28 protein-coding genes are annotated in these 24941 nt (G+C 47.1%); 9 read left to right on the forward strand and 19 right to left on the reverse strand.

What is annotated here, in order from left to right:
* Window positions 1–30: 30 nt before the first annotated feature.
* The 7 genes from FB592_RS10925 to FB592_RS10955 all read right to left on the reverse strand — a co-directional run bounded on the left by FB592_RS10925 (window position 31) and on the right by FB592_RS10955 (window position 6330).
* Entirely contained in the window at window positions 31–783 is a 753-nt protein-coding gene (locus FB592_RS10925; protein ID WP_003246517.1) for an IclR family transcriptional regulator, read from the reverse strand.
* Window positions 784–798: 15 nt separating this feature from the next.
* Window positions 799–1806 (reverse strand): 5-oxoprolinase subunit PxpC, encoded by a 1008-nt coding sequence (gene pxpC, locus FB592_RS10930; RefSeq protein WP_141949549.1) that lies wholly within the window; start codon window positions 1804–1806, stop codon window positions 799–801.
* 2 nt (window positions 1807–1808) lie between these two features.
* Window positions 1809–2531: a 5-oxoprolinase subunit PxpB gene (gene pxpB / locus FB592_RS10935; protein ID WP_087614299.1), complete on the reverse strand. Its 723-nt coding sequence runs from the start codon at window positions 2529–2531 to the stop codon at window positions 1809–1811.
* A gap of 44 nt (window positions 2532–2575) precedes the next feature.
* Window positions 2576–3349, reverse strand: a complete 774-nt coding sequence (locus FB592_RS10940) for a putative hydro-lyase (RefSeq protein ID WP_141949550.1) — start codon at window positions 3347–3349, stop codon at window positions 2576–2578.
* A 23-nt stretch (window positions 3350–3372) separates the two neighbouring features.
* Window positions 3373–4587: an NRAMP family divalent metal transporter gene (locus FB592_RS10945; RefSeq protein WP_024573240.1), complete on the reverse strand. Its 1215-nt coding sequence runs from the start codon at window positions 4585–4587 to the stop codon at window positions 3373–3375.
* Between the two features lie 14 nt (window positions 4588–4601).
* Entirely contained in the window at window positions 4602–5375 is a 774-nt protein-coding gene (gene pxpA / locus FB592_RS10950) for a 5-oxoprolinase subunit PpxA (RefSeq protein WP_038829070.1), read from the reverse strand.
* Between the two features lie 205 nt (window positions 5376–5580).
* Window positions 5581–6330 carry a phosphoglycolate phosphatase gene (locus FB592_RS10955; protein WP_003234424.1) on the reverse strand — a complete coding sequence of 250 codons (750 nt, stop codon included), beginning with the start codon at window positions 6328–6330 and terminating at the stop codon, window positions 5581–5583.
* Between the two features lie 132 nt (window positions 6331–6462).
* Here FB592_RS10955 and FB592_RS10960 point away from each other — a divergent pair, with 132 nt between their 5' ends.
* Window positions 6463–6627 carry a hypothetical protein gene (locus tag FB592_RS10960; RefSeq protein ID WP_003234425.1) on the forward strand — a complete coding sequence of 55 codons (165 nt, stop codon included), beginning with the start codon at window positions 6463–6465 and terminating at the stop codon, window positions 6625–6627.
* A gap of 32 nt (window positions 6628–6659) precedes the next feature.
* On the opposite strand, the gene FB592_RS10965 is transcribed toward FB592_RS10960, so the two are convergent.
* Window positions 6660–7052: a 3-hydroxyacyl-ACP dehydratase FabZ family protein gene (locus tag FB592_RS10965; protein ID WP_017696166.1), complete on the reverse strand. Its 393-nt coding sequence runs from the start codon at window positions 7050–7052 to the stop codon at window positions 6660–6662.
* An 85-nt stretch (window positions 7053–7137) separates the two neighbouring features.
* Between FB592_RS10965 and FB592_RS10970 the strand changes: the two genes are divergently transcribed.
* Entirely contained in the window at window positions 7138–7746 is a 609-nt protein-coding gene (locus FB592_RS10970; RefSeq protein WP_031315645.1) for a dienelactone hydrolase family protein, read from the forward strand.
* A 68-nt stretch (window positions 7747–7814) separates the two neighbouring features.
* Here the strand turns inward: FB592_RS10970 and sipU are convergent, their stop codons facing one another.
* The 6 genes from sipU to FB592_RS11000 all read right to left on the reverse strand — a co-directional run bounded on the left by sipU (window position 7815) and on the right by FB592_RS11000 (window position 13208).
* Window positions 7815–8378 carry a signal peptidase I sipU gene (gene sipU, locus FB592_RS10975; RefSeq protein ID WP_021481743.1) on the reverse strand — a complete coding sequence of 188 codons (564 nt, stop codon included), beginning with the start codon at window positions 8376–8378 and terminating at the stop codon, window positions 7815–7817.
* Between the two features lie 133 nt (window positions 8379–8511).
* Window positions 8512–9576, reverse strand: a complete 1065-nt coding sequence (locus tag FB592_RS10980; protein WP_003234436.1) for a tartrate dehydrogenase — start codon at window positions 9574–9576, stop codon at window positions 8512–8514.
* Window positions 9577–9666: 90 nt separating this feature from the next.
* Complete coding sequence (locus tag FB592_RS10985) at window positions 9667–10788, reverse strand: mannitol-1-phosphate 5-dehydrogenase (protein WP_095252666.1); 1122 nt, start codon at window positions 10786–10788, stop codon at window positions 9667–9669.
* 1 nt (window position 10789) lies between these two features.
* Window positions 10790–11221 (reverse strand): PTS mannitol transporter subunit IIA, encoded by a 432-nt coding sequence (locus tag FB592_RS10990; RefSeq protein ID WP_021481745.1) that lies wholly within the window; start codon window positions 11219–11221, stop codon window positions 10790–10792.
* Window positions 11222–11245: 24 nt separating this feature from the next.
* Window positions 11246–12682 (reverse strand): PTS mannitol transporter subunit IIBC, encoded by a 1437-nt coding sequence (locus FB592_RS10995; RefSeq protein WP_010886406.1) that lies wholly within the window; start codon window positions 12680–12682, stop codon window positions 11246–11248.
* Between the two features lie 172 nt (window positions 12683–12854).
* Window positions 12855–13208: a hypothetical protein gene (locus FB592_RS11000; RefSeq protein WP_017696160.1), complete on the reverse strand. Its 354-nt coding sequence runs from the start codon at window positions 13206–13208 to the stop codon at window positions 12855–12857.
* Between the two features lie 164 nt (window positions 13209–13372).
* Here FB592_RS11000 and cutR point away from each other — a divergent pair, with 164 nt between their 5' ends.
* Genes cutR through FB592_RS11015 form a run of 3 tightly spaced genes read left to right on the forward strand, consistent with a single transcriptional unit; the run spans window position 13373 to window position 16232 of the window.
* Window positions 13373–13945, forward strand: coding sequence for a copper uptake transcriptional regulator CutR (gene cutR / locus FB592_RS11005; RefSeq protein ID WP_015252812.1), 573 nt, complete (start codon window positions 13373–13375; stop codon window positions 13943–13945).
* Window positions 13946–13979: 34 nt separating this feature from the next.
* Window positions 13980–15605, forward strand: coding sequence for a copper transporter YcnJ (ycnJ, locus tag FB592_RS11010; RefSeq protein WP_141949551.1), 1626 nt, complete (start codon window positions 13980–13982; stop codon window positions 15603–15605).
* Window positions 15606–15617: 12 nt separating this feature from the next.
* Window positions 15618–16232, forward strand: a complete 615-nt coding sequence (locus tag FB592_RS11015; protein WP_141949509.1) for a YcnI family copper-binding membrane protein — start codon at window positions 15618–15620, stop codon at window positions 16230–16232.
* Between the two features lie 44 nt (window positions 16233–16276).
* On the opposite strand, the gene gdh is transcribed toward FB592_RS11015, so the two are convergent.
* The 4 genes from gdh to gabT all read right to left on the reverse strand — a co-directional run bounded on the left by gdh (window position 16277) and on the right by gabT (window position 20834).
* Window positions 16277–17062: a glucose 1-dehydrogenase gene (gene gdh, locus FB592_RS11020; protein ID WP_014475815.1), complete on the reverse strand. Its 786-nt coding sequence runs from the start codon at window positions 17060–17062 to the stop codon at window positions 16277–16279.
* Between the two features lie 19 nt (window positions 17063–17081).
* Window positions 17082–17945 carry a glucose uptake protein GlcU gene (glcU, locus tag FB592_RS11025; protein ID WP_003234455.1) on the reverse strand — a complete coding sequence of 288 codons (864 nt, stop codon included), beginning with the start codon at window positions 17943–17945 and terminating at the stop codon, window positions 17082–17084.
* A gap of 121 nt (window positions 17946–18066) precedes the next feature.
* The gene (gene gabD, locus FB592_RS11030; protein WP_014475814.1) at window positions 18067–19455 is read right to left on the reverse strand and encodes a succinate-semialdehyde dehydrogenase; all 1389 of its coding nucleotides are present in this window, start codon (window positions 19453–19455) and stop codon (window positions 18067–18069) included.
* Window positions 19456–19523: 68 nt separating this feature from the next.
* Window positions 19524–20834, reverse strand: coding sequence for a 4-aminobutyrate--2-oxoglutarate transaminase (gene gabT / locus FB592_RS11035; RefSeq protein ID WP_101501871.1), 1311 nt, complete (start codon window positions 20832–20834; stop codon window positions 19524–19526).
* Window positions 20835–20940: 106 nt separating this feature from the next.
* On the opposite strand from gabT, the gene gabR reads away from it, so the two are divergent.
* The gene (gene gabR / locus FB592_RS11040) at window positions 20941–22380 is read left to right on the forward strand and encodes a MocR-like transcriptional regulator GabR (protein WP_101501870.1); all 1440 of its coding nucleotides are present in this window, start codon (window positions 20941–20943) and stop codon (window positions 22378–22380) included.
* A 1-nt stretch (window position 22381) separates the two neighbouring features.
* Here gabR and FB592_RS11045 read toward each other — a convergent pair whose 3' ends face one another.
* The gene (locus tag FB592_RS11045) at window positions 22382–22696 is read right to left on the reverse strand and encodes an ArsR/SmtB family transcription factor (protein ID WP_003234476.1); all 315 of its coding nucleotides are present in this window, start codon (window positions 22694–22696) and stop codon (window positions 22382–22384) included.
* Between the two features lie 139 nt (window positions 22697–22835).
* Between FB592_RS11045 and FB592_RS11050 the strand changes: the two genes are divergently transcribed.
* The 3 genes from FB592_RS11050 (at window position 22836) to FB592_RS11060 (ending at window position 24931) form a co-directional block, all read left to right on the forward strand.
* Complete coding sequence (locus tag FB592_RS11050; RefSeq protein WP_003234477.1) at window positions 22836–23123, forward strand: putative quinol monooxygenase; 288 nt, start codon at window positions 22836–22838, stop codon at window positions 23121–23123.
* A gap of 16 nt (window positions 23124–23139) precedes the next feature.
* Window positions 23140–23889, forward strand: a complete 750-nt coding sequence (gene nfsA / locus FB592_RS11055) for an oxygen-insensitive NADPH nitroreductase (RefSeq protein ID WP_032726528.1) — start codon at window positions 23140–23142, stop codon at window positions 23887–23889.
* 163 nt (window positions 23890–24052) lie between these two features.
* On the forward strand, window positions 24053–24931 hold the full coding sequence (locus FB592_RS11060) for a TetR/AcrR family transcriptional regulator (protein WP_031315646.1): 879 nt from the start codon (window positions 24053–24055) through the stop codon (window positions 24929–24931).
* Window positions 24932–24941 lie beyond the last annotated feature (10 nt).

The raw sequence follows: 24941 nt of genomic DNA on the forward strand, positions 1-24941 counted from the left end.
AATGTACGCAGCAGAGAAAAGATTGGCTACTTATGTATATCCTATTTTTCTTGAAATCTGTAAAGCGGCGTCCTTCACCTTTTCTGTTAAATAGGGCAGCCTGTCTTCTGTAAATCTCGCTTCAAAGCCTGCAATGCTAATGCCGGCTGCCACCTGGCGCTCATGGTTAAAGATCGGGGCGCCGATCGCCGCCGTATAGTTTTCGAGCTCTGAATAGCTGACAGTATAGCCATTTTGCACAGAGGCATCAATCTCCTGAAGCAGTTTTTCGGGATCGGTAATCGTTCCGGAGCCAATCGAAATGAGCTCGGTTTGTTTGATGTATGCTTCGATTTCTTCACGGGGAAGAAAAGACAGAATGCTTCTGGCGCACGCTCCCGCGTATAGGGGGGAACGCCTGCCGATCGCCGTATACAGCCGCACAGTCTGTGTCCCTTCTATTTTCTCAACGTATATCGCTTCATTGCCGTCCCTCATGATCAACTGCACGGCCTCATCCACTTCCCGGCACAGCTCTTCCATCACCGGTTTCGCTATTTTTCTGATATCCAGCCTGTCAGCGACAAGCTGTCCGAATTCCAAAAACACCAATCCCAGCGAATAAGCGCCGGACGCATCCCGACTGAGGAACCCCATTTCCTCCAAAGAGCTGACCATCCGGTGAACAGAGGTCTTCGGCATTCCCGTCAGCGACACCAGTTCACTTAAGGTTAGGCTTGGTTTATGCAAAAACAAATTAAGCAGCGCCATAGATTTGACTACGGTTTTATTTTTATTCTGCATCATTCATCCCCTTTGCTATGTCAGCCATTCCATCTTCATTCTCGTTTTCAGTTCTTTTATATGCTGTTCCCGTTCTACCGCAAGCGCTTCTGCCTCCTGAAGGGACACAGGCTCAAACTGAACGTGCTCGCCCGGCATGATTTGGGAAACAATCGGAAGATCAACGGATATGATGTGCGCGATCCTCGGATAGCCGCCAGTCGTCTGCCGGTCTGCAAGCAGGATAATCGGGTTGCCGTCAGGAGGCACCTGAACTGTTCCGAATGAAACCGCTTCCGACACCATCTCAAGCGGGGCCTTCAGTTCGAGCGGTTCTCCTTTGAGCCTGTAGCCCATACGGTCGGACTGCGGTGTGACACGAAATGCTTCTTCATAAAAACGCGTTTTTGATTCTTCTGTGAAAAAGGCAAATTGCTTTCCTTCCAGCACCCGAATGACAGGATTCTTCTTCAATGGCAGAAATCTGCCGCGGCTGACTGACCACTTCGGTGCTGCAAATCCCTGTTTTCCAAGCTGCGAACTTAAGCGGGAAAGGATGGTTTGCGAAAGAGCCGACATCTCTCCAATGTTCAGTTCATCTTCTTTTTGAAGCGCTCTGCCATGAAGTCCGCCAATGCTTCCTCTGACGTATGTGCTTTTACTTTCCATGACGGCAGGCACCTCAATGCCGCCAGCTGCCGCCAAATAAGCACGGCTGCCGAGTTTGCAGGGGCCAAAGCTGACCGTGCTGTTTTCCTTGATGAGCACAGGCTTCCATAAAGGCGCTTCCTCGTCATTAATACACAGCGTGAAGTCCGCCCCTGTCACAGCAATCAGTGTCTGTTTTGAAAAATGAAACGACGGACCGGGCCCCATCATCGTTATTTCGAGACCTGCTTCATTTTCGCCGTTTCCTATCAACAGATTGGCAATGCGCAGTGAAACCGTGTCCATAGCGCCGCTGGCCAGAACGCCGTATTTTTGGTAACCCGTTCTGCCTATATCCTGAACCGTTGTGAGCAGTCCGGGCTTTAATACTTTCATGCTCAATTGGACTCCTCCTTATAGGCGTGATAGTCTTTTTCTGAGATGCGAACGAATTTCACAATATCTCCCGCCCGCAGCAATGTCGGCGGGTTTTCCTGCGGCCGGAAAAGAGCCAGCGGCGTTTTGCCGATCAGCTGCCAGCCGCCCGGCGTTGAAATCGGATAAACGCCTGTCTGCAATCCCGCAATACCGACCGAACCTGCGGGAATCGACGGTCTTGGCGATGATTTTCTCGGAGCTGCAATGCGTTTTGACATCCCGCCTAGAAAAGGAAAACCGGGCGCGAAGCCAAGCATATACACCACATATTCACCGTTTGTATGAATGTCGATTACTTCCTCCGGTGACAGTTGATTGATCTTCGCCACCTCTTCTAAATCCGGACCGAATTCACCGCCATAGCAAACGGGAATTTCTACAATGCGGCGGTTGACCTCATAGTCTTCGGCTATTTCTACCAGCCGCTCTTCGACATCGCGCTTGACCTTCTCAAAAGGTGAGCTTATGCCTTGAGGCAAATGCTTGTACACTTCATACATATCATAAAATACGGTTAGACTTGTAAAAGCCGGGATACATTCAATGAATCCCGGAAATGGCTGTTCTTCTATATAAGCGGCCGCGGCATGGACAATGCCGTTAACCTGTTCATTGATTTCTTCTCCGAATCGGATCATCATTGCAGAATCACCGAGCTGTTCGATTTGATATCGTACAGTCATCTTTCTCACCTCTTTTATTTCTCGTTCATCAGGATGACGAGAGGTTACAGCACCGCAAGCGACTCGTCTCGAATATCTGTGATGAGCATATGCCCCGGCGCATGTGTGATGACCATTTCAGGCTTTACATTCATAGCCACGGCTTGCGGGGTCACCCCGCATGCCCAAAAAACAGGAACCTCGCCGTCACGAATGGAAACGGCATCTCCGAAATCCGGTTTCCCGAGATCGCGAATCCCGATTGCTCCCGGATTACCGATATGCATCGGCCCTCCGTGCACAGCCGGAAAACGCGAGGTCACTTGTGCGGCACGTACAGCCAGCCGTTCAGGAACCGGCCTCATGCTGACAACCATCTGTCCGTGAAACGCCCCCGCCGGAACACAATCGATATTCGTTTTATACATCGAGACGTTTGTCCCCTCATCAATATGCCGGACAGCTATCCCATTATTGATCAGTGCCTGTTCAAAGGAGAAACTGCATCCGATCAGAAAGCCGACAAAATCGTCCTCCCAGTATGGCGTAATATCAGATACTTCTTCCGTTAAGATACCGTGCCTGTAAATATGGTATTTCGGAAAGTCCGTTCTGATATCAGCATCAGGCGCAGCCAGAGACGGCACAGGCGAACCTGCTTCAGTCACATCCAGCACGGGGCAGGGCTTTTGATTTCGCTGGCAAAACAGCAGAAAGTCAAACGCAAGGTCCTTTTTCAAAACCACAAGATTCGCTTGGGCGTAGCCGCCGGACATGCCTGCGGTCGGCCCGTTTATTTTCCCCTCTCGTATCAGGGCGCGTACATCCTTTGGCGCCATTTTGTTTAATTGCTCCACTTATATCAGCTCCACAATTGAGGAAGTTGTGTAATTAACGTGTAGATTCCCATAACTGCCATTACAATCACTACAAGCGCGCCTGTGCTTGTCAGCCAAAGCGGATGCTTATAATCACCGACAATGTTTTTCTTGTAGGCGGCAACAAGCAGCGTTCCGAGTGCAATCGGCAGAATTAAGCCGTTCAGTGAACCGACAAGGACGAGGATCTTCGCAGGCTGGCCGATTGTGATAAAAGCTAACGTAGAAATCACAATAAATCCGATAATAATACCGCGTGAATTCTTTTCAATTTTTGGAGAAAAGGTTTTGAAAAACGAAACAGATGTATAGGCTGCTCCAATAACAGACGTAATCGCCGCAGACCACATGATCAATCCGAAAATTTTATAACCGACATTTCCTGCAGCCAGTTTGAAGACAGAGGCCGCCGGGTTGCTTTCATCAATGTGCAGGCCTTTCGATACAACGCCTAGAACCGCAAGAAAAAGAGCGATACGCATGACAGATGTAATTAAAATGCCGACAACCGAGCTCTTTGTCACCTGCGGAATGGATTCCTTTCCTTTAATTCCGGCATCAAGCAAACGGTGTCCTCCGGCAAATGTGATATAACCGCCGACGGTTCCGCCCACTAGGGTGACAATGGCAAATATGCTGATGTGTTCCGGGACGAATGTATTTGCGACTGCCTGTCCGACCGGAGGAGCTGTCGTCGCCGCAACGTAGACCGTTAAAATAATCATCACGAACCCCGCGATTTGCGTAAAACGGTCCATCGCTTTTCCTGCTTCCTTGATGACAAAAATCAAAATGGCGATAACGGCACTGATTAAAGCGCCTGTTTCAGGTGTAATGCCGAACAGCACCTGAAGTCCCAGCCCGGCCCCTCCGATATTCCCAATATTAAAAGCTAGTCCGCCAAGCACGACGAGAATGGCGATGAAATACCCCAGTCCGGGAAGCACCATATTCGCAATTTCCTGACCTCGTTTTCCAGAAACTGCGATGATGCGCCACACATTGGTTTGGGCGAAAATATCTAAAATAATAGAAATTAAGATGACAAAACCGAAGCTTGCTGCGAGTGTGTTTGTGAATGTTGCGGTTTGGGTGAGGAAACCCGGCCCGATTGCTGATGTCGCCATTAAAAAGGCGGCGCCCATCAGCAATGACCAGCTGCCCGCTTTTTTTCCTGCTGTCTTTTTCTGCTGCTCCATCTATTGTTCCTCCTTTATGTTGACTTCTGTTCTGAAATAGCTGTCACTTCAATTTCAGCCGCTTTGAGCTGTTTTCTGATTTTTTGCGCAAATGTCAGCGCATGGGCTCCATCTCCATGAATGCAGACTGTATCTGCTTTTAATGACACATCATGTCCTTGCTGAGATTTGACCGCCCCTTCTTTCACCATTTTGATGACCTGGGTGACGGCGGCATCATCACTTTCAATGAGTGCGTCCGGCTGGGAGCGCGGTGTCAGCGTGCCGTCCGATTGGTATGTTCTGTCGGCGAACACTTCATTTGCGGTCTGAAGTCCGATCCGTTCTCCCGCTTTTACAAGCTCACTCTCAGCAAGACCGAAAAGAATCAGGCCTGGATCAATCTTATAGACAGCTTTCGCGATAGCATCCGACAGTTTTTGATCGACTGCCGCCATATTGTATAAAGCGCCATGCGGCTTGACGTGCTGCATGTGAAGTCCCTCTGCTTTTAGAAAGCCAGAGAGCGCGCCAATTTGATAAACGACAAGATCATACGCTTCCTCAGGAGAAATCGCCATATTGCGGCGCCCAAAACCGAGTAAATCCGGCAAGCCCGGATGCGCACCGATTTTTACGCCTTTTTCCGCTGCAAGCGCGACGGTTTTTCGCATAACACTAGGATCTCCTGCATGAAATCCGCATGCGATATTCGCTGATGTCACATACTCTAAAATATCTTGGTCAAGACCTATCTTGTAGGATCCGAAGCTTTCTCCTAAATCACAGTTTAAATCAATCTGAAACACAGAATCCCTCCTGCCAAAGCAAACGATATGCTTTATGTCATTTATTGTCCCGAAATTCGGAACGACTATTCCGAATTTTTGAACTTTATTTCATTATAAGTGAATCATATCAGTTTGTGAAATACTTTTGTCAGAAAACCTACCATGGTCCCAGAAGAAAACCTGCCAAACTAAAAAAGAGAGTCCATCTTAGGACTCTCTTTTTTTATAGTACCCAATGGCGAATCGCTTTAGCGACACCATCCTCAATATTTGTATCCGTGATATAATCAGCCGTTTCTTTTACGATGTCTTGCGCATTGCCCATTGCGACGCCAAGACCCGCTTCTTTGATCATCGCAATGTCATTAAGGCTGTCGCCCATCGCCATCACATTCTCCATTGTAAAGCCGAGTTTTTCCGTAACCTTGGCAAGGGCTGCAGCTTTGTTGATGCCAAGCGCGTTGACTTCAATGTTTGTCGGACTTGAATTTGTGATTTCGAGCTCTTTGTTTTTTCTCAGCTCCTCTAGCACTTCGTTTCGGATATCGTCATCCTCAATGTCAAAGCCGAATTTGAGCCATTCATGATCCGTAATGTTTTCCGGAAACTCGCCTCTCCATACTTTATTCACCGTAGAAGCCCAGAAATTGGTGTTGTGCTTATTCCGCAAATCCCACATCATTTGAATATGGTCCGTATGAAGCAGCTTCCGTTCCACCAAATTAAAATTCGAATCCCAAATTTCACTGCCGTTTGCCGTGATTAGAAAGGATGACAGCTTTAGCGATTCCGCCAGCTCCCTGCACGTCATCAGCGTCCGGCCCGTGCTGATCACCACATACACACCTTTATCCTCCGCTTCACGAATGGCTTTGCGGTTTTCATCCGAGATCAGCTGCTCGTCGTTCAGCAGTGTACCATCCATATCAATTGCGATCAGCTTGATATCTACATCTTCTCTTTGAACAGACATATATGTACCTCTCTTTATCTTTTTGTTGTGCTTCTCTCTATTCTAATACATTATACCCAGCGGGACAAAAAAGCGATTTCCTATGTTTGAGGAGAATGGATAAGAGGAAAACAAACGGTGAGGTGATCAAACATGACAGAAAAAAAACAGCAAAACAAACCAAATGAAAACCCCGAGCACAACGACTTAACCGATCCGATTCCTAATGAAGAGCTGAAGGAAAATATGAATGATGAAAAACACAAACGCCAGCAAAGAGATAACTCTCAAAGCGAACGGGATTACGACACAAAATAGAACCCCTCACAAAATGTTGTGAAGGGTTTTTTTCATTTTTCAATATAGATGCCGATTTCAGCTTCAGCAACAGGCTGCTCTCCAACTGACGCCTTGGCATGTCCGAACACAAACCCGCGCCGATTGCGCGTGACTTCAAACGTAAGATCAAGCCGGTCACCAGGCACAGCTTCTCCCAGCTTTTCCGCTTTCTTCACCGAAGACAATAATCCCAAGCTGTTCTCATCTGTAATTCCTGTAAAAGCCGCGGTTTGCGCAAGCGCTTCAATCACAAGTGAAAACGGCATTTCTGTTTGCGTATCAGTGATAAACCAGTCGTTCACACTAATCAGCTTATAAGCTGCCGCATGTTTGCCGGGCTCGCTATCCGTCACGCCATCAATAAACAAAAATGGATAGCGGTGAGGCAAAGATAATGAGTTCATTTTATATCTCCTTTTTTTGACCATTATATCTCAGCCTAAAGTGAAACGATAGGATATAATGGAAAAAACACAAAAGGAGGCCGTTATGTCCCCAAAACCGCTTGTCATTCTCGTACACGAAATATACGGTGTAAACAGCCATATGAAAAAGATGGGCCGGCTGATCAAAATGGCTGGATATGATGTGTTGACGCCCAACCTGCTCGGCGAGGATGAAGTCTACACACTGCAAGAAGAAAAAACGGCATACGAACAATTTACAAAACACGAACGGCTGAAAACGGGAGAAACCATCATCCAGAATTTGATCAGACAAAACGCCGGACGGCACATCTTTGTGATTGGATTCAGCGTGGGGGCTACTATCGCATGGAAATGCAGCAGTATGCCTGAGGTGAGCGGATCGGTTTGTTATTACGGTTCCCGGATACGCGACTCTCTTCATCACGTGCCAGCCTGCCCGGTCCTATTGTTTTTCCCTAATTATGAGCCGTCGTTTGACGTAGCGCTTCTTATCAAAAAACTGCGGGAAAAACAGCATACCCATCTTGAGATTTATCAATTCGATGCGCTTCACGGCTTCGCCAATCCTGATTCTGTTTATTTCAACAGGGCCCTTTTCTTCAAAACGCTCTCTATCATAAAAAACGGGGCGGAAAAACGGCTCCGCCCTGTTTCATCAGAAATTTTTTAATCGCTTACAGCGCTTTATTATCGCGTGTTTTGGTTCCTTACGTCCCATGTTCTTTGTTGCACTGAGTTTTATTTTGCCTGTCTCATCTCACCGAATGGATAAAAGACGAGAGATTCAGTACCGATGATATCGTCCTCAGAAGGCATGCCCATTCCGTTTCTGCTATCCAGTGAATTGAGACGGTTATCTCCCATCACAAAATATTTACCGGTAGGAACCTCAACCTCGAAGTCACCCGTTAAGGTTACACCCGACTCTTTGACCTCCTGTTTATATTCCTTTAAGTATGGTTCTTCCACCTTTTTATCATTTATGTATAGCTGATCATTTTTCATTTTAATGCTGTCACCAGGCAAACCGATTAAACGTTTGACAAAAGAGCGGCCGCTCTTTTTGTCATGAATGACTATGATGTCGCCTCTGTGAAACCCGCCAGTCCATTTGACTGCTTTATCAACCAGTATTCTTTCTGAGTCTTTAAGCGTTGGGGCCATTGATGATCCTTCAATAAGAAAAGGCTTGTAAAACACCAATCTGATCGTAAAAATGAGAGCTGCGATCATAATGATACTGAGTATAACGATCGTTGTGATTTTTCTTTTTTTCTTTAACGTGATTGTTTTTGCATTCAACTTCCTTCACCCGATGCTTTCCTAAGAATTCCAAATTATTATACAGCATTTGGATCTGCTTGGTTAGACTTTCGTGGAAATTTTCGTAAGGAAATGGACAGGCCCGGGCAGCCATCTGCCCCGGCCTGATTCATCAGAGCTTTCTTAAGCGCGAACAGATTTCATCAGTGACCTCAGCCGTTGTGCTTTGTCCCCCAATGTCGCGTGTTTTGATGCCGTCGGCAGTCACTTGCTCCATTACATCCAGAATTTTCGCCCCCAGCTCTTCCTCTCCGAAGTGGTCGAGCATCAGCTTCGCTGTCCAAATCTGGCCAATCGGATTGGCAAGGCCCTGTCCGGCAATGTCAGGAGCTGAGCCGTGAACCGGTTCAAACATGGACGGATATTTGCCGGATGGATTGATGTTCGCAGAAGGCGCAATGCCGATGCTTCCCATCAGGCTTGAGCTGATGTCGGTTAAAATATCACCGAACAAGTTGCTCGCCACAATGACATCAAACGTTTCCGGACGCGTCACAAAAAAAGCGGCCAGCGCATCAATATGCTGAGATGATGTTTCGATTCCGCTATAATCAGCGGCTGTCTGCTGAAAGACTTCATCCCAAAACGGCATCGCATGATAAATGCCGTTAGACTTTGTGGCGCTTGTCACATGGCTGCGCCGTTTTTTCGCCAATTCGAAGGCAAAGCGCATGACACGTTCTGTCGCTTTTCTCGTAAACACGGCATTCTGGATGGCGATTTCATCATCGCCTCTGTGAATGCGCCCGCCGACTTCACTGTATTCACCTTCACTGTTCTCGCGAATCACCACGAAGTCAAAATCATTTGGATGCAGAAGCGGCGACGTAATGCCTGCCATTTGTTTGGCGGGTCTCATATTAATGGAAAGCTCAAGCTCCCTCCGGATTTTCAGCAGCAGTCCCCATAACGATATATGATCGGGAACCAGCTTCGGATTTCCGACGGCTCCCAAAAAAACCGCTTCAAATTGAGTAAGCGTATGTATTCCATCTTCGGGCATCATTTTGCCGTGCTCCAAGTAATAATCACAGCTCCATGGAAAAGCCGTGAATGAGAATGACAAACCTCCGTGTACCTCAGCCGCTGTATGAAGCACTTTCTCAGCAGCCGCTACAACCTCTTTTCCTACACCGTCTCCCGGTATTGCCGCAATCTCGAATTGTTTCATTGTCATTCTCCTTCCCCTGTTTTCGTAAGCGCTTTCTATTATACTAGATTGCGAGATAGTAAAAAAAGCCCGTGACATTGTGTCACGGGTGATCGGTTATTGATTAAGTTTCTTTAAAATGATGGCGTGCAACGGTTCATGGGACTGAATGCCGCACACCTCTTGAAGTACGCCGCTGTATCCTTTTTCTTCGATCAGCGCTTGCAGTTCAACCGCTTCAGGGTCACCGGTGAAATCGAAGCGCAGTGCTGCGGCAATTCCTTCTGCCAGTGCATTCGGTTCTTTTATTTTCTTTGCCGGACCTACAAGTCTATCATTTTCTCCCAGTTTTCTGAGAGGTGACCTCGCTACGCGGGTCACATCGTCCGAAATGAAAGGATTTTCAAAGCGACCGATGATTTTTTTGATATATTGTTCGTGTTCAGTTTGCTTAAAGCCATACGATTTGACGAGATAGTCACCAGTTTCAAGCAGCGCCGAATGAACGACACGGCGGATTTCAGGATGATCGATTGCTTCTTTGACCGTCTTGAGTCCGCGCTGATAGCCGACATACGCTGTCACCGCGTGTCCGGTATTGACCGTAAACAGCTTCCGTTCAATGTACGGCGTTAAATCATCAACAAACAGTGCGCCGTTTATGACTGGTGTTTTCCCTTTAAAGCCTGATTCATCAATGACCCATTCGAAAAATGGTTCAACCGATACTTTCAGCGGGTCTTCATGATGCTGAATCGGGACGATCCGGTCAACGGCAGAATTCGGAAAACCTACCGTTTCACTGACGGATTTCTGCTCTGCTTCCGTTAAATGGCTGTATATCTCTTTCTTTAAGAAGCTGCTTCCGCCAATCATATTTTCGCAGGCAATGATATTCAGTGTGTCTGCAGTGTTTCTCCGTCTTAAACCTTCTGCGATAGATGGAGCAATCAGCTTCAGCACATTCGGGCCGACAGCTGTTGTGATGAGCGCCGCCTCATTCATCAGCCGATACAGCTCCTCGGGCTGACTGCCGCTGTTAATAGCGCTCACCGGGCCAATGATCTCCGATGAACGTCCCTCTTCCGCCAGTTCCACTGTGTATTCTTTTTTTTCATTGAGGAGGCTGACCATCGTGTCGTTCACATCCGCAAACACCACATCATAGCCGGAATGGTGAAGCAGCGCGCCGATAAATCCTCTCCCGATATTTCCCGCACCGAAATGTAAGGCGATCATGTCAGTTCACCTCGTTGAAAATGGCGATCAAATCTTCTTCTCTTTTAGCGGAGATCAGGCGTTCAATATTTTCTTCTTCTGAGCAGATAATGGCGATGTTAGACAAAATGTCTAAATGCTCATTATTTTTACCCGCAATGCCGAATACCACTTTTGCCGTGTTGCCTTCTCCGTACTCAACGCCCTCTGGAATCTGTATGATTGAAATTCCAGAGTGAAGCACCTCGCTTTTCGCTTCTTCTGTGCCGTGTGGAATGGCAATGAAATTCCCCATAAACGTAGAAGACGTTTCTTCACGTTCAAACATTTTGCTAATGTAATCCTCTGTCACGTAGCCGTTGTCAATCAGCGTCTGGCCTGCCAATTTGATGGCCTCTTCTTTTGATGATACCGTTTGATTGAGTTTAATATTTTCCTTTGCGAGTACTTGCATGAGTATCACTCTCTTTCTATAAGATTACTTTTTCAGCTTTTCAATCAGCTCATCGTATTTCGGGCTGTTTAAGAAGTTATCCACTGATATGTGCGTCGCGTTCGGCAGCTTTGCTTTCGCGCGGTCTGTTAAATCTTTGTGGGTGATGACAATATCCGCATCGCTTGGCAGATTGTTAATGGCCGTGTTGGTCACACTGATGTCAAGCTCCGCTTTTTTCACTTTGTTTCTTAAGATGGATGCCCCCATGGCACTTGATCCCATTCCCGCATCACACGCAAAGATAATTTTATTCACGCTTTCAGGAGACAGCTCAGACGCTTCCTCTGCTTTGGCTTGTTCCGCCTCTAAAGCAGCTGCTGCTTGGCTTTTCTTCCCCTTCATGGACTGCATTTTTTCTGTTGCGGCAGCCAGGTCTTCTTCACTAGCTTTTGAGGATTTCAGGATCACTGCTGAAACGATGAACGATACAGCTGCAGCGACCAATACACCCGCCAATACGCCGAAATAGCCTCCTCTTGGCGTCATTGCCATCAATGCGATAATGCTTCCCGGTGACGCTGCCGCGACAAGTCCGGCATTAAAGATCGTAAACGTTAAGAGTCCGCTTGCTCCGCCGGCAATGGCTGCAAGAATCAGGGCCGGTTTCATCAGAATGTACGGGAAGTAAATCTCGTGAATCCCTCCGAAGAAATGGATGATCGCCGCACCGGGAGCCGTTGATTTTGAAGATCCTTTGCCAAAGAACATGTACGCCAGCAAAATGCCGAGCCCCGGTCCAGGGTTTGCTTCTACTAAAAACAGAATTGATTTTCCTGTTTGGGATGCTTGCTCGATTCCGATCGGGCTTAAGATTCCATGGTTGATGGCGTTGTTGAGGAACAACACTTTCGCCGGTTCTACAAAAACACTGGCTACGGGCAGTAAATTAGCGTGTACAATGACTTCCACACCAGCCGCCAGCAATTTATTTAGCGTCAGGACAACCGGGCCGATGGCGTAAAACGCGAGAATCGTTAAAGCCGCGCCGACAATCCCTGCCGTAAAGTTGTTGATCAGCATTTCAAAGCCTTGCTTGACTTTATCCTTGAATAATTTATCAGTCTGTTTAATGAGGTATCCGCCAAGCGGACCCATAATCATTGCGCCTAAAAACATTGGAATATCCGATCCGACAATCACCCCAATTGCCGCTGTCGCTCCGACAACTCCGCCGCGGTGGTCGTAGATCATTTTTCCGCCTGTATACGCTATCAAAAGCGGCAATAAATACGTAATCATCGGGCTGACCAGCGTGTTCAGCTGTTCATTCGGAAACCATCCTGCCGGAATAAACAGCGCGGTAATGATACCCCACGCGATAAACGCGCCGATATTCGGCATGATCATTCCGCTCAAATAACTCCCAAAGCGCTGCACTTTCACTTTCATGCCGCCTTGCTGCTGTTCTTGCTGCTGCATATATAAACCCTCCCTGTTTTGTTTGTCGCTGTAAGATACAAAAATATGTTCAGAGAATGATGCTTCCCTTTGACTCTATGTTAAAACGCTTACAGTCCCTATACAATTGAAAGTAAAGAGGACTTTGGCACATGACTGTGACAATTTTTTAAAAATAAAAAGGCTCCTGATATCAGGAGCCTTTTCTCTTTCCTCTATAAATAATGTTGCCGTTTTGAATCACGTACTTTGCGATCATTCGCTCACTCACAATAAAAACGGGATAGGCGCACACAAGCGCAAAAACAGCCATCGGCACGTGCTGTACAGCTGGCAGCACTGAGCCTGCCGCATTGCGGAGGAGCAACAAAAGATAAATAAGCAGCACGATGGCCGCTAATGATACCAGCATAATCGGAGCTGAAACTTTATATTCATAAAGCCGTTCCCGGCAGTGGCCGCAGCGAAATTGACAAGGCACATTTGATGATCTGACCATATCGCCTGTCAAAGGTTTGCCGCAGTTCGGGCATGGTGTTTCTTTCATAGGGTATTCCTCACTTTCTATTCCATCTGTCTATTATACCAGAGTCCCTTCTGTTTCGTTTTGTTGCTGTTCAACATATTTTCACATTTTTTATCATCCACTTACTTGTCTCTGTCTCTAAAATCCTCTACGCTTAAATAGATCTTAATGAAGAGGGTGTATGAATGCTTCCGATTAATAGACAGCAACACATACTGAAGTGGCTGAAAGAAGAAGGCTCGCTCAGAATTTCTGACATCAGCGCAAGGTTCGGCGTTTCGGAAATGACGGTATATAGAGATGTCAATCAGCTGGTTCAGTCAAATCAGGTCATAAAAACCGCCGGCGGTATCACGCTCCCCGTCCGAACACCTCAAACAGATCATATGTGCAGCTATTGCTTGAAGCCCGTCAATCAAGCTCATTCGGTTCAGCTGATTACGGTAAACCAAGACATTGAACAGCTATGCTGCGCACATTGCGCGTTTTTGCGTTACGCGGATAAAACGGAAGAGGTTTCACACTTGATTTGCAGAGATTTTCTGTTACAGACAACCGTCAGTGCCGGTTCGGCTTATTTCGTCGTAAATGCTGAATTAAACCTGCACTGCTGCCAGCCGCAGGCCATTCCGTTTGCGACACTTGACCATGCCGAACGATTTCAAAAAGGATTCGGCGGAGCCGTCCGCACTTTCGACCAAGCGCTGGAAGATATGCTTCAAGACAGAAAGAAACGCTGCACCTGCACCAAGAAATAACACAACACATACAGCGGAAGGTGGTGTCTGAGTGATGAAGCGAAACAGATGGTGGATCATCCTTCTGCTTTTTCTTGTTTTCCTGCCGAAAACAAGCTTTGCTCACGCCTATATTGTCAAATCTTCACCTGGGGAAAACAGCGAATTAAAAAGCGCCCCTCCGCAGGTGGAAATCGAATTTAATGAACCGGTTGAAGAAGGGTTTCATTACATTAAAGTCTATAATTCAAACGGCGACCGTGTGGATACGGACAAGACTGAAATCAAAAAAGATAATCATCACATCATGACAGTGAAGCTGAAGAAGAATCTGCCTAAAGATGTGTACAGAGCGGAATGGAATGCCGTATCCGCGGACGGGCATCCTGTTTCCGGCGTCATTCCGTTCAGTATCGGGAAAGCGGATGGCGGATTCAGCAGCCAAAAAGCAGCCGATTCAGCGCTGAATCCGGGAACAGCAGCAGATCGCGCGATTCTGTATACAGCCTTATCTCTGTTTATCGGAACAGTTTTCTTCCATCTTTTCTGGTATAAAGGGAAATCAGAACAGCTCGTCAAACGGACGAGACGTATCCTGACCGGCTCGATCGCAGCATTGGGGCTGGCGCTTTTGCTTCAGCTTCCGATTCAGACAAAAGCGAACGCAGGCGGCGGCTGGGGCAGCGCATTCCAGCCGGGCTACATCAGAGAAACACTGTTTGAGACAGCAGGCGGCTCCATTTGGATCATACAGGCCGCGCTGTTCGTGCTGCTCGCACTGTCTGTCATCCCTGCGATACGGAAAAACCGCTTTTCATCCTTTGGCTATTGGACAGCGCCGCTCATTTTCTTTTTCGGTCTCCTGCTTGCCAAGGCGTTTACCGGGCATGCTGCTGTCGTTGAAGAAAAAACGGTCGGCATTTTGATGGATTTCCTTCATTTAACTTCCGCTTCCATCTGGGTCGGCGGAATAGCGGCACTCGTTTTGCTGCTCTCAAAAGAATGGAGGCAGCCTGACAAAACGCTCGCGTGGGAGACGGTCAGACGGTTCTCTCCATGGGCGCTCACTGCAGTCGGCGTCATTTTGTTTTCAGGCTTGCTCAATGGATTTTTCATCATTCGTTCAATGGATTCACTGTTCCATACAGCGTACGGCCAAGCTCTTTTAGTGAAAAGCGGGCTGTTTGTTTTCATGCTGGTCTTAGGTGCGATTCATTTTCTGCTTACCAGAAAGCAGCGCCGCACAGGAATCAGCCGAACGTTGAAAGCGGAGTGGGCAATCGGCATCGCTGTATTGATCACAGCGGCCGTGTTTACAAGCCTGCCAAGCCCGCCTGAGCCAGCGCCGGAACCGTTCTACCAAACCAAAGCGATTGAGAACGGACAAAGCGTTTCTCTCAGCATCAGCCCAAACCAGCCCGGAAAAAATGTTTTTGAGCTGCGTGTCACCGACCATAACGGAGATCCCGTGAAAAACATCCAGCAAATGACGTTAACCGTTTATAAAACAGGCCTGTCAGGCAGCGAAAACAAAAGCACCTTTACATTAAAAGAAAAAACAAAAGGCGTCTTCCAAGATCAAAACCTGTCGATTAATGAAAAAGGAAACTGGAAGATCAAAGTCCACGGCCTGACCGGCGACTTTAACGAAATCAATATCATGTTTACAAAGACCAATTAAGGAGTGTTTACGTTGTTGAAAAAAATCGCATTGACACTATGTCCGGCTATTGTCGGCTCCCTCTTATTCTTTACGGCCCCTGCCAGCGCGCATGTTTCTGTAAAACCAGCTGAGTCTGCTGCAGGCTCTTGGGAAACGTATACAATGAAGGTTCCTTCTGAGAAAAATCTGCCGACAACGAAGGTTGTCCTCAAAATGCCGAAGGATGTTGAATTCCAGCAATATGAGCCAATTCCGGGCTGGAAGGTTTCCACTCAAAAACATGATGACAAATCAGTGTCCGTGACATGGAAGGCGACTGACGGAGGCATTCAGGAAGGACAGTTCCAGCAGTTTACCTTTGTTGCCAAAAACCCTGACAAAGCGGAGGAAGCTGCTTGGGACGCATACCAATATTACAAAGACGGCAGCATTGTTGAGTGGACAGGTGACGAGGATGCCGATACACCTCATTCCATTACAAACATCACGTCTGCAAAACAAGTGACAGATGAGCACGGCGCCACGAAAACAGAAGACGATTCCGAAAACTCAGGTTCTTCAGCTCTAGACATTACAGCGATTGTGCTGTCTGCGGCTGCCATTATTTTATCTGTAGCAGCGCTTGTTAAGAAAAAACGCGCCTAATAAAGAAAGCGATCCAGATGTCATGTCTGGGTCGCTTTTTATGTTTAACCGCGGCCTGCCTGGAAAGCAGGATATTTCGTCATTCCGCCGTCCGCAAACAACGTGATGCCTGTAACATAGCTGGATTCCTTCGAAGCAAGCCACACTGCCACTGCGGCAATTTCCTCCGGTTCGCCGATATAGCCCATCGGGATCATGCTTTCTACATCTGCTTTCTGTTTAGGGTCAGCGAATTTTTCAGCATTGATTGGCGTGTTGATCGCACCTGGCCCGATATTGTTGACGCGAATACCCTTCGGCGCGTATTCCAAAGCCAACGTTTCAGACATCAGCTTAATTCCGCCTTTACTAGCTGCATAGTGGACAAATAACGGCCACGGAATCCTTTCATGCACGCTGGACATGTTGATGACATTTCCCTTGATATCGTTTTCTACGAAATATTTAATCGCTTCACGGCTTCCTAAAAAGGCACCTGTTAAGTTTGTGCCGATGACTTTATCCCAATCCTTAAGCGGCATTTCGTGAGATGGCACAGGATTTTCAAGACCGGCATTATTAATCATAATATCGAGTGTGCCGAACTCTTTAATTGCCGTTTGCACGATATTTTTTACATCTTCCTCTTTCGTGACATCTCCTTGGACGACAACAGCTTCACCGCCCGCCTTGATAACCTCTTCTTTTACCTCGTTCGGATCTTGTTTATTACTATAATAGTTGATAACCACTTTTGCCTGCTCCTTGCCGAAGCGAATGGCCATTGCCTTTCCGAGCCCTGAAGCAGCTCCTGTAATAGCGACGACTTTTCCTTTTAAATCCGGATACATATACATCTTCCTCCATTTGTTATGAATTTGTTTTGGCGATTCCCAAGAATACAGCGGCGGCAATAATCAGGATAATTCCGATCGCAATTGCTATAAGCTGGCGTTTCGTTTTCTTTTCACGCAGGATGAAAATACCGCCTAGCGTAGAAATGACAATTCCCATTTGTGAAAGGGAAAAGCTCGTTGCAACGCCGACTCGCGGCTGAGAAATAAACAAAAACATATTTCCGCCTGCCCAGATTAACCCTGGGAGAATATTTCTGATCGCATACTTGTTAAAGGGTTTGTGTCTATAGGTTAAAACTAACCCCCCGACCACCATGCCAATTGCCTGTGGCAGCAGCGCGGACCAGCCGGACACATTGAATAATCTAGCCACGACTACATAAACCAAATAACCAAGAGTCGAAACAAGGAGAATCAAAATGCCCTTTTTCAAATTGCTTGGCTCGCCCTCTTTTTTATCATTCTTATCTTCCAAGGACGTGAGAATGATTCCCACAATGATAAAGATCAAAGCGAGAACGCCAAGCGTAATCGCAATCGGTGTTGACCATTCGCGGAACACGATCACACCGAAAAGCGAGGTGGAAACGAGCTGCATTCCTGTGGAAATCGGCATTGTTTTCGACACGCCCATCAATTGAATGCTTTTCAGCTGGTTGGCCTGTCCAAGTGACCAAAATAAGCCGGATACGATTCCAACAATAAAAATGCGAAGTGACAGAACGGGCTGAACAAAAAAGTAAATAACGATAGAAACAATGAGTGCCCCGATCGTCGTTCCCAGTGTCTGGCTGTACGGCCCGCCGCCTAATTTCACATTGAAGAGAACAATGCTCCCCCAAAACAAAGCCGGGAGAAGAGCCAATAATAAATCCATTGTTGGGGAACCTTCTTTCAAAATGTATTTGCTGTTATTTTGGCTGGAATTGTTGTGATTATTCGCCGGAACACAAAAAGAGCTGCCGGAAAATCCGGCAGCTCTCAGGAGCGTGCATTCTTTATAAACCGATGGACAAATATTTTGTTTCAAGGTACGGCTCGATACCTTCTGAACCGCCTTCACGGCCAATGCCGCTTTCTTTCATTCCGCCGAATGGCGCTTGAACCGCTGACGGTCCGCCGTCATTCCAGCCGATAATGCCATACTCTAGATTCTCGGAAATATAGATGCCGCGGCGGTAGTTTTCTGTGAAGAAGTAAGCAGCCAAGCCATACGGTGTATCGTTGGCAAGCTGAATCGCTTCATCAATATCAGAAAACGTGACGATCGGGGCGACCGGGCCGAATGTTTCCTCATGCATGATGTTCATGGACGTATCGACATCGGTGAGCACTGTCGGATTCACAAAGTAGCACCCTTTGTCATCGTTTCGGTCATATGTGCCCCCAGCAATCACTTTCGCGCCTTTTTCAACCGCATCATCTATTTGGCTGACGATTTTTTCGAAGCCTCGTTTGTTGATGATCGGTCCGACATTGACGCCTTCCTCAAGTCCATTTCCGACTTTCAGCTTAGACACTTGCTCGCTCAGTTTCGCAGCAAATTCATCTTTAATGGATTCATGAACGATCAGGCGGTTGGCGCATACGCAGGTTTGGCCGGCGTTTCGGTATTTGGACGCCATCGCCTGTTCAACGGCAAGGTCAATGTCCGCATCTTCATCTACGATCAGCGGGGCGTGTCCGCCGAGTTCCATTGAGACGTGCTTCACGGTGTCCGCGCTGTTTTTCATAAGGATTTTCCCTACAGGTGTTGAGCCTGTGAACGTGATTTTGCGGATTTTCGGACTGCTTGTGAACACATTTCCGATTTCTTCTCCATCGCCGATTACAACCTGAAGAACATCCTTCGGAATGCCCGCTTCATATGCGAGGCGCGCTAGTTCATAAGCAGACAGCGGTGTGTCCGGCGCCGGCTTGATGATAAATGTACAGCCAGCGGCAAGAGCAGGCGCCGCTTTGCGTGTAATCATCGCATTCGGGAAATTCCAGGGCGTGATAGCAGCAACGGGGCCGACCGGCTGGCGTGTGACAACAATTCGTTTACCCGTTGTCGGGGCCGGGACCGTTCTTCCGTACACACGCTTCGCTTCCTCTGCGAACCATTCGATATAGCCTGCGCCGTAAAGCACTTCGCCAACTGCTTCCTTGTATGGTTTTCCGTTTTCCTTTGTAATTAAATCTGCAAGTTCTTCTTTATGTTCAACAATCAGCTCATACCATTTTTTCAAAAGAGACGCTCTTTCGTTCGCTGATGTTTTAGACCACGTTTTAAACGCTTGATGTGAACGTTCAATGGCTTCTTCTACTTCTTTGGCTGATTGCTGAGGAATCGTTTTGATCTCCTCGCCCGTAGCCGGGTTGTAGACCGTTAATTGATCTGGCATATTGAACATTCCTTTCTTTTCATGATTACTTAAAATGATAGCAGACCCAGCCGTTTTCTTTCCAATGATTAAGCTCGCAGGCCCGCCTCCAAGATGCTGAGCCCTTCATTTAATAGGCTGTCTGAGATGACGAGCGGTGTCAAAAAGCGGATGATATTACCGTTAATTCCCGCTGTCAGCAAAAGTAATCCGTTTTGATTCGCATAGGCCGCGATCGCTGCTGCTTTTGCCTTATCAGGCTCACGCGTGTCAGGATCTTTGACGATTTCGATTGCGGCCATCGCCCCGAGTCTGCGGATGTCACCGATGAACGGGAATTCTTGTTTCCACTCATACGCCTTGTCTTCAATGATTTTGCCAATTTCTTCAGATCGCTCATTCAGTCCTTCTTCTTCGATAATATCCAAGACTGCCAAAGCCGCCGCGCAGCCGAGCGGGCTGCCTGCATACGTGCCGCCCAGCTCCCCTGGCGCTGCCGCATCAAGCATTTCCGCACGCCCAATCACACCGCTTAATGGCAGGCCTGCCGCAAGCGATTTAGAAACCGTGATCAGATCGGGCACTACATCAAAGTGCTCAATTGCGAAATAAGTGCCAGTTCTGGCAAAGCCGGTTTGGATTTCATCAGCAACAAAAACAATGCCGTGTTCTTTGCAGAATGAAGCGACGTGCTGTACGAACCGTTTCGAAGGGATAATAAACCCGCCTTCTCCCTGCACTGGCTCCATCACGACACACGCCACCGTTTCAGGCGCCACTGAAGCGATAAAGAAATCATTGAATGCTTGAATGACCATATCGTCATAGCTTTCATCACTCATGCCGGCCGGCTTCTGATAATAATAAGGGAACGGCGCTTGATAAACCTCTGGCGCAAAAGGTCCGAAACCGAATTTATAAGGTTTTACCTTGCTTGTCATGCTCATCGTCATATTCGTGCGTCCATGAAACCCACGCGTAAATGAGACAACGCCTTGACGCTTTGTATACTTTCTGGCGATTTTCACAGCGTTTTCGACTGCTTCTGCCCCTGAGTTAAGAAAAATCGCTTTTTTCTCATGGCTGCCCGGCGCGATGCCGCACAGTTTTTCGGCTAATTCGATATAAGTCGGGTACATCATGACATTAAAACCAGGATGAATCAGCTCCTCCGCCTGCCGCTTCACAGCCTCAACCACCTTCGGATGCGAGTGTCCGACATTTAACGTGCCGATGGCGCCTGCAAAATCAATAAATCTCCGTCCATCCAGATCGTACAGCTCGGCCCCTTCTCCTTTGACCGCCAGACTGCGGTTGCCGTTGCTCACACCTTTTGACACAAATTGATCCCGTTTTTGCTGCCATTGTGCAGTTGTGATGCTTACTGTTGTTTGACTCATGTGAATATCCCCCTGTCGGTATTTTCTTATCATTCTGACTTCTCTTTGGTATGATGAAAAGTACCAATTATAACTTTTTGATGGTATCAGAAGGAGAAACTACAAAATGGATATCACAATTACACTCGATCGTTCAGAGCAAGCCGATTATATCTATCAGCAAATTTATCAAAAGCTGAAAAAAGAAATCCTCAGCCGCAATCTGCTGCCGCACTCGAAGGTTCCCTCCAAGCGGGAGCTGGCTGAAAATCTCAAGGTCAGCGTAAATTCAGTGAATTCAGCCTATCAGCAGCTGCTGGCTGAAGGGTATTTGTACGCCATTGAACGAAAGGGTTTCTTCGTGGAGGAACTAGACATGTTTTCCGCCGAGGAGCACCCTCCATTTGCACTGCCGGATGATCTAAAAGAGATTCACATCGACCAGAGCGATTGGATATCGTTTTCACACATGAGTTCCGATACAGACCATTTTCCGATCAAAAGCTGGTTCCGCTGCGAGCAAAAAGCGGCCTCCCGCTCATACCGCACGCTCGGCGATATGTCACATCCGCAAGGGATATATGAAGTGAGAGCGGCCATTACCAGGCTCATTTCCCTGACGAGGGGTGTAAAATGCAGGCCAGAACAAATGATCATAGGGGCAGGCACACAGGTGCTCATGCAGCTGTTGACTGAGCTTTTACCCAAGGAAGCCGTGTATGCGATGGAGGAGCCTGGCTACAGGCGCATGTATCAGCTTTTGAAGAATGCCGGAAAACAAGTCAAGACGATCATGCTGGATGAAAAGGGCATGTCGATTGCTGAAATCACCAGACAGCAGCCAGATGTGCTGGTGACCACCCCGTCGCATCAGTTTCCGTCCGGAACGATTATGCCTGTGTCCAGAAGAATTCAGCTGCTGAACTGGGCAGCCGAGGAGCCGCGCCGATATATCATTGAGGACGATTATGATAGTGAATTCACATATGATGTAGACAGTATTCCGGCGCTGCAAAGCCTCGACCGTTTTCAAAATGTTATCTATATGGGAACCTTTTCAAAGTCCCTTCTCCCCGGCTTGCGGATCAGCTATATGGTGTTGCCGCCTGAGCTGTTGAGGATATACAAACAGCGGGGCTACGATCTGCAGACTTGCTCATCACTTACACAGCTCACCCTGCAGGAATTTATTGAGTCTGGTGAATATCAGAAGCATATAAAAAAAATGAAGCAGCATTATAAAGAAAAGAGAGAACGCCTGATCACCGCTTTAGAAGCAGAGTTCAGCGGAGAGGTTACCGTAAAAGGAGCAAATGCGGGGCTGCATTTTGTTACCGAATTTGATACCAGGCGCACCGAACAAGACATCCTGTCACATGCTGCCGGTCTGCAGCTTGAAATATTCGGAATGAGCCGATTTAACTTGAAGGAAAACAAGCGGCAAACGGGCAGGCCCGCTCTCATTATCGGCTTTGCACGGCTGAAGGAAGAAGATATTCAGGAGGGTGTGCAGCGGCTTTTCAAAGCGGTTTACGGACATAAAAAAATCCCCGTTACAGGGGATTGATTCACCAGCGGTCCTGGTCTACATTCAGCACGGCTTCAAGCAGTCCCGGAAATGCCTTTTCAAGGTCTTCAGCGCGAAGCGAATAATACCGGCGCTTTCCTTCTATCCGAACTTGAGCGATGCCTGATTCTCTCAAAACTTTAAAATGATGCGACAAAGTCGATTTGGCAACCTGCACATCTGCACAGGTGCTGCACGTTTTTTCTTTTGCTTCAGCTAATTGCTTGACGAGCTCTAAACGAAGCGGATCACTAAGTGCATGAAGAACCTTTGTCAGCTGCAATGTTTCTGTTTCTGGATGGTTTGGAATGTTCATGACACAAATGTATCACACAACAATTAGAATGACAATTTTACTATATAAGGGTTTTTCCTTTACCTCATTTAGAATACATGTTACATTTAGTTCGATGAAATTCGAACAATAAATTCGCATAACAACGGAGGAGATTTAAATGATCGTATTACAAGCTTACATCAAAGTAAAACCAGAAAAACGCGAGGAATTTTTGAGCGAGGCTCAATCACTTGTTCAGCATTCAAGAGCTGAGGAAGGCAACGCGCAATACGACCTATTCGAAAAAGTAGGCGAAGAAAATACATTTGTCATGCTTGAAAAATGGAAAGATGAAGCGGCAATGAAATTCCATAACGAAACTGCGCATTTCCAAGGGTTTGTCGCAAAAGGAAAAGAACTGCTGAGCGCTCCTCTTGATGTTGTCCGCACAGAGCTTAGCGAGTAAAGGAAGGGTGTCTCATATGAATGAAGTGATTAAATCTTTAACAGACCACCGCTCGATTCGCAGCTACACAGATGAGCCTGTAGCTCAGGAGCAATTGGACCAAATCATTGAAGCGGTGCAATCAGCCCCTTCTTCTATCAACGGACAGCAAGTGACTGTGATCACAGTCCAGGATAAAGAGCGCAAAAAGAAAATCTCCGAGCTGGCAGGCGGCCAGCCATGGATCGATCAAGCTCCTGTTTTCCTGCTGTTCTGCGCAGATTTCAACCGGGCCAAAATTGCGCTTGAAGATCTGCATGATTTCAAAATGGAAATCACAAATGGATTGGAATCTGTTCTTGTCGGCGCAGTAGACGCTGGTATTGCACTCGGCACAGCAACAGCAGCGGCCGAGTCACTCGGACTTGGCACAGTTCCGATCGGTGCAGTTCGCGGAAACCCTCAAGAGCTGATCGAACTGCTTGAGCTTCCAAAATACGTGTTCCCTTTATCCGGCCTTGTCATTGGGCATCCTGCCGACCGTTCAGCGAAAAAACCGCGCTTGCCGCAGGAAGCTGTCAATCATCAGGAAACTTATTTGAATCAGGATGAGCTGACGTCTCACATTCAGGCATACGACAAACAGATGTCTGAATACATGAATAAACGGACAAACGGAAAAGAAACAAGAAACTGGTCACAGAGCATCGCTTCCTACTATGAGCGCCTGTACTATCCGCACATCCGTGAAATGCTTGAAAAACAAGGATTTAAAGTTGAAAAATAAGCTCTTATTCGGCCTGTCGGATTTTCCGGCAGGCCTTTCATTTACCCGGTTAAAATCCATTGACTTCTATTTTGTTTATTTGGTAAAATTTTTTCATAGTTACTCATTGGTTTTCTGTGAACCAATGGGTTTTCTAATGTTCAAGAAAGAAGGAAGCCATGAGATGCTTGATAAAAAAACAGATATCTTGTTAGCCGCGCGAAAGCTTTTTTCGGAAAAGGATTTTACGTCGGTTTCCATGCAGGCGATCGCAGAAGAATGTAAGATGTCAAAAGCTTCGATATATAAGCTGTTTCAATCTAAAGAAGATCTGCTTTTGGAGCTGCTGTCATTTAACCAGAAGCAAATGGTGGCCGCGGCCTCAAGACTTCAGGAAAATACCGCACTTACACCGGAGGAGCGTTTGACGCAAAAGGTCAAAATGGAACTGGAGGGCTTCAGGCGGAATCAGCAGTTTTTCAATATGCTGACCTACGGAAACCCCAAGCTGCACAATGACCGGGTCAAACAGCATATCCATCAGACCAGATCGACGATTATCTGCTGGCACCGCGATTCGCTGATCCAGGCGTATGGAGAAACCATTCTCCCATTTGTGTGGGATTTGGTCATCATTCTTCATGGTATGATGCGTGAGTTTTTAATGCTGATCAAAATCGAGGAAAAACCGCTTGAGCTTGACCCGATCGCAGAGTTTATCATCAGCACCCTCAATCAGATTATCAAAAACAGGGAAACCCGCCAGTCTCTTCTTCCGCCCGAAGCCATCGAGCTTTATATTCAATCAGCATCCTCCTACAAGCCAAAGGATAAATCAGTCCTATTATCGGAAAGCCTGAAGGAATTACATAAAGGCATCTCTTCCCTGTCCGCCGCGGACTATGACGTAGATGAACTGACATCCGCAGCCGCTATGCTGGAGGAAGAAGCGAAGAAGGAAGAACCCCGCGCTTTTTTACTCAAATCACTGATTGGCTATCTGGAAAAAACCGGTGTTTTAACACAGCCCGTTTCCATGTTAAAAACACTATTAATTACTTAGAGAAAAGAAG

It is taken from the genome of Bacillus sp. SJZ110, assembly GCF_006715455.1.
GTDB lineage: Bacteria > Bacillota > Bacilli > Bacillales > Bacillaceae > Bacillus > Bacillus subtilis.

Coding starts and splice junctions, on each gene's coding strand:
- FB592_RS10925 (WP_003246517.1), bottom strand. CDS start 783: ATGCAGAATAAAAATAAAACCGTAGTCAAATCTATGGCGCTGCTTAAT.
- pxpC (WP_141949549.1), bottom strand. CDS start 1,806: ATGAAAGTATTAAAGCCCGGACTGCTCACAACGGTTCAGGATATAGGC.
- pxpB (WP_087614299.1), bottom strand. CDS start 2,531: ATGACTGTACGATATCAAATCGAACAGCTCGGTGATTCTGCAATGATG.
- FB592_RS10940 (WP_141949550.1), bottom strand. CDS start 3,349: ATGGCGCCAAAGGATGTACGCGCCCTGATACGAGAGGGGAAAATAAAC.
- FB592_RS10945 (WP_024573240.1), bottom strand. CDS start 4,587: ATGGAGCAGCAGAAAAAGACAGCAGGAAAAAAAGCGGGCAGCTGGTCA.
- FB592_RS10955 (WP_003234424.1), bottom strand. CDS start 6,330: ATGTCTGTTCAAAGAGAAGATGTAGATATCAAGCTGATCGCAATTGAT.
- FB592_RS10960 (WP_003234425.1), top strand. CDS start 6,463: ATGACAGAAAAAAAACAGCAAAACAAACCAAATGAAAACCCCGAGCAC.
- FB592_RS10965 (WP_017696166.1), bottom strand. CDS start 7,052: ATGAACTCATTATCTTTGCCTCACCGCTATCCATTTTTGTTTATTGAT.
- FB592_RS10970 (WP_031315645.1), top strand. CDS start 7,138: ATGTCCCCAAAACCGCTTGTCATTCTCGTACACGAAATATACGGTGTA.
- FB592_RS10980 (WP_003234436.1), bottom strand. CDS start 9,576: ATGACAATGAAACAATTCGAGATTGCGGCAATACCGGGAGACGGTGTA.
- FB592_RS10985 (WP_095252666.1), bottom strand. CDS start 10,788: ATGATCGCCTTACATTTCGGTGCGGGAAATATCGGGAGAGGATTTATC.
- FB592_RS10990 (WP_021481745.1), bottom strand. CDS start 11,221: ATGCAAGTACTCGCAAAGGAAAATATTAAACTCAATCAAACGGTATCA.
- FB592_RS10995 (WP_010886406.1), bottom strand. CDS start 12,682: ATGCAGCAGCAAGAACAGCAGCAAGGCGGCATGAAAGTGAAAGTGCAG.
- FB592_RS11000 (WP_017696160.1), bottom strand. CDS start 13,208: ATGAAAGAAACACCATGCCCGAACTGCGGCAAACCTTTGACAGGCGAT.
- cutR (WP_015252812.1), top strand. CDS start 13,373: ATGCTTCCGATTAATAGACAGCAACACATACTGAAGTGGCTGAAAGAA.
- ycnJ (WP_141949551.1), top strand. CDS start 13,980: ATGAAGCGAAACAGATGGTGGATCATCCTTCTGCTTTTTCTTGTTTTC.
- gdh (WP_014475815.1), bottom strand. CDS start 17,062: ATGTATCCGGATTTAAAAGGAAAAGTCGTCGCTATTACAGGAGCTGCT.
- glcU (WP_003234455.1), bottom strand. CDS start 17,945: ATGGATTTATTATTGGCTCTTCTCCCGGCTTTGTTTTGGGGGAGCATT.
- gabD (WP_014475814.1), bottom strand. CDS start 19,455: ATGCCAGATCAATTAACGGTCTACAACCCGGCTACGGGCGAGGAGATC.
- gabT (WP_101501871.1), bottom strand. CDS start 20,834: ATGAGTCAAACAACAGTAAGCATCACAACTGCACAATGGCAGCAAAAA.
- gabR (WP_101501870.1), top strand. CDS start 20,941: ATGGATATCACAATTACACTCGATCGTTCAGAGCAAGCCGATTATATC.
- FB592_RS11045 (WP_003234476.1), bottom strand. CDS start 22,696: ATGAACATTCCAAACCATCCAGAAACAGAAACATTGCAGCTGACAAAG.
- FB592_RS11050 (WP_003234477.1), top strand. CDS start 22,836: ATGATCGTATTACAAGCTTACATCAAAGTAAAACCAGAAAAACGCGAG.
- nfsA (WP_032726528.1), top strand. CDS start 23,140: ATGAATGAAGTGATTAAATCTTTAACAGACCACCGCTCGATTCGCAGC.
- FB592_RS11060 (WP_031315646.1), top strand. CDS start 24,053: ATGCTTGATAAAAAAACAGATATCTTGTTAGCCGCGCGAAAGCTTTTT.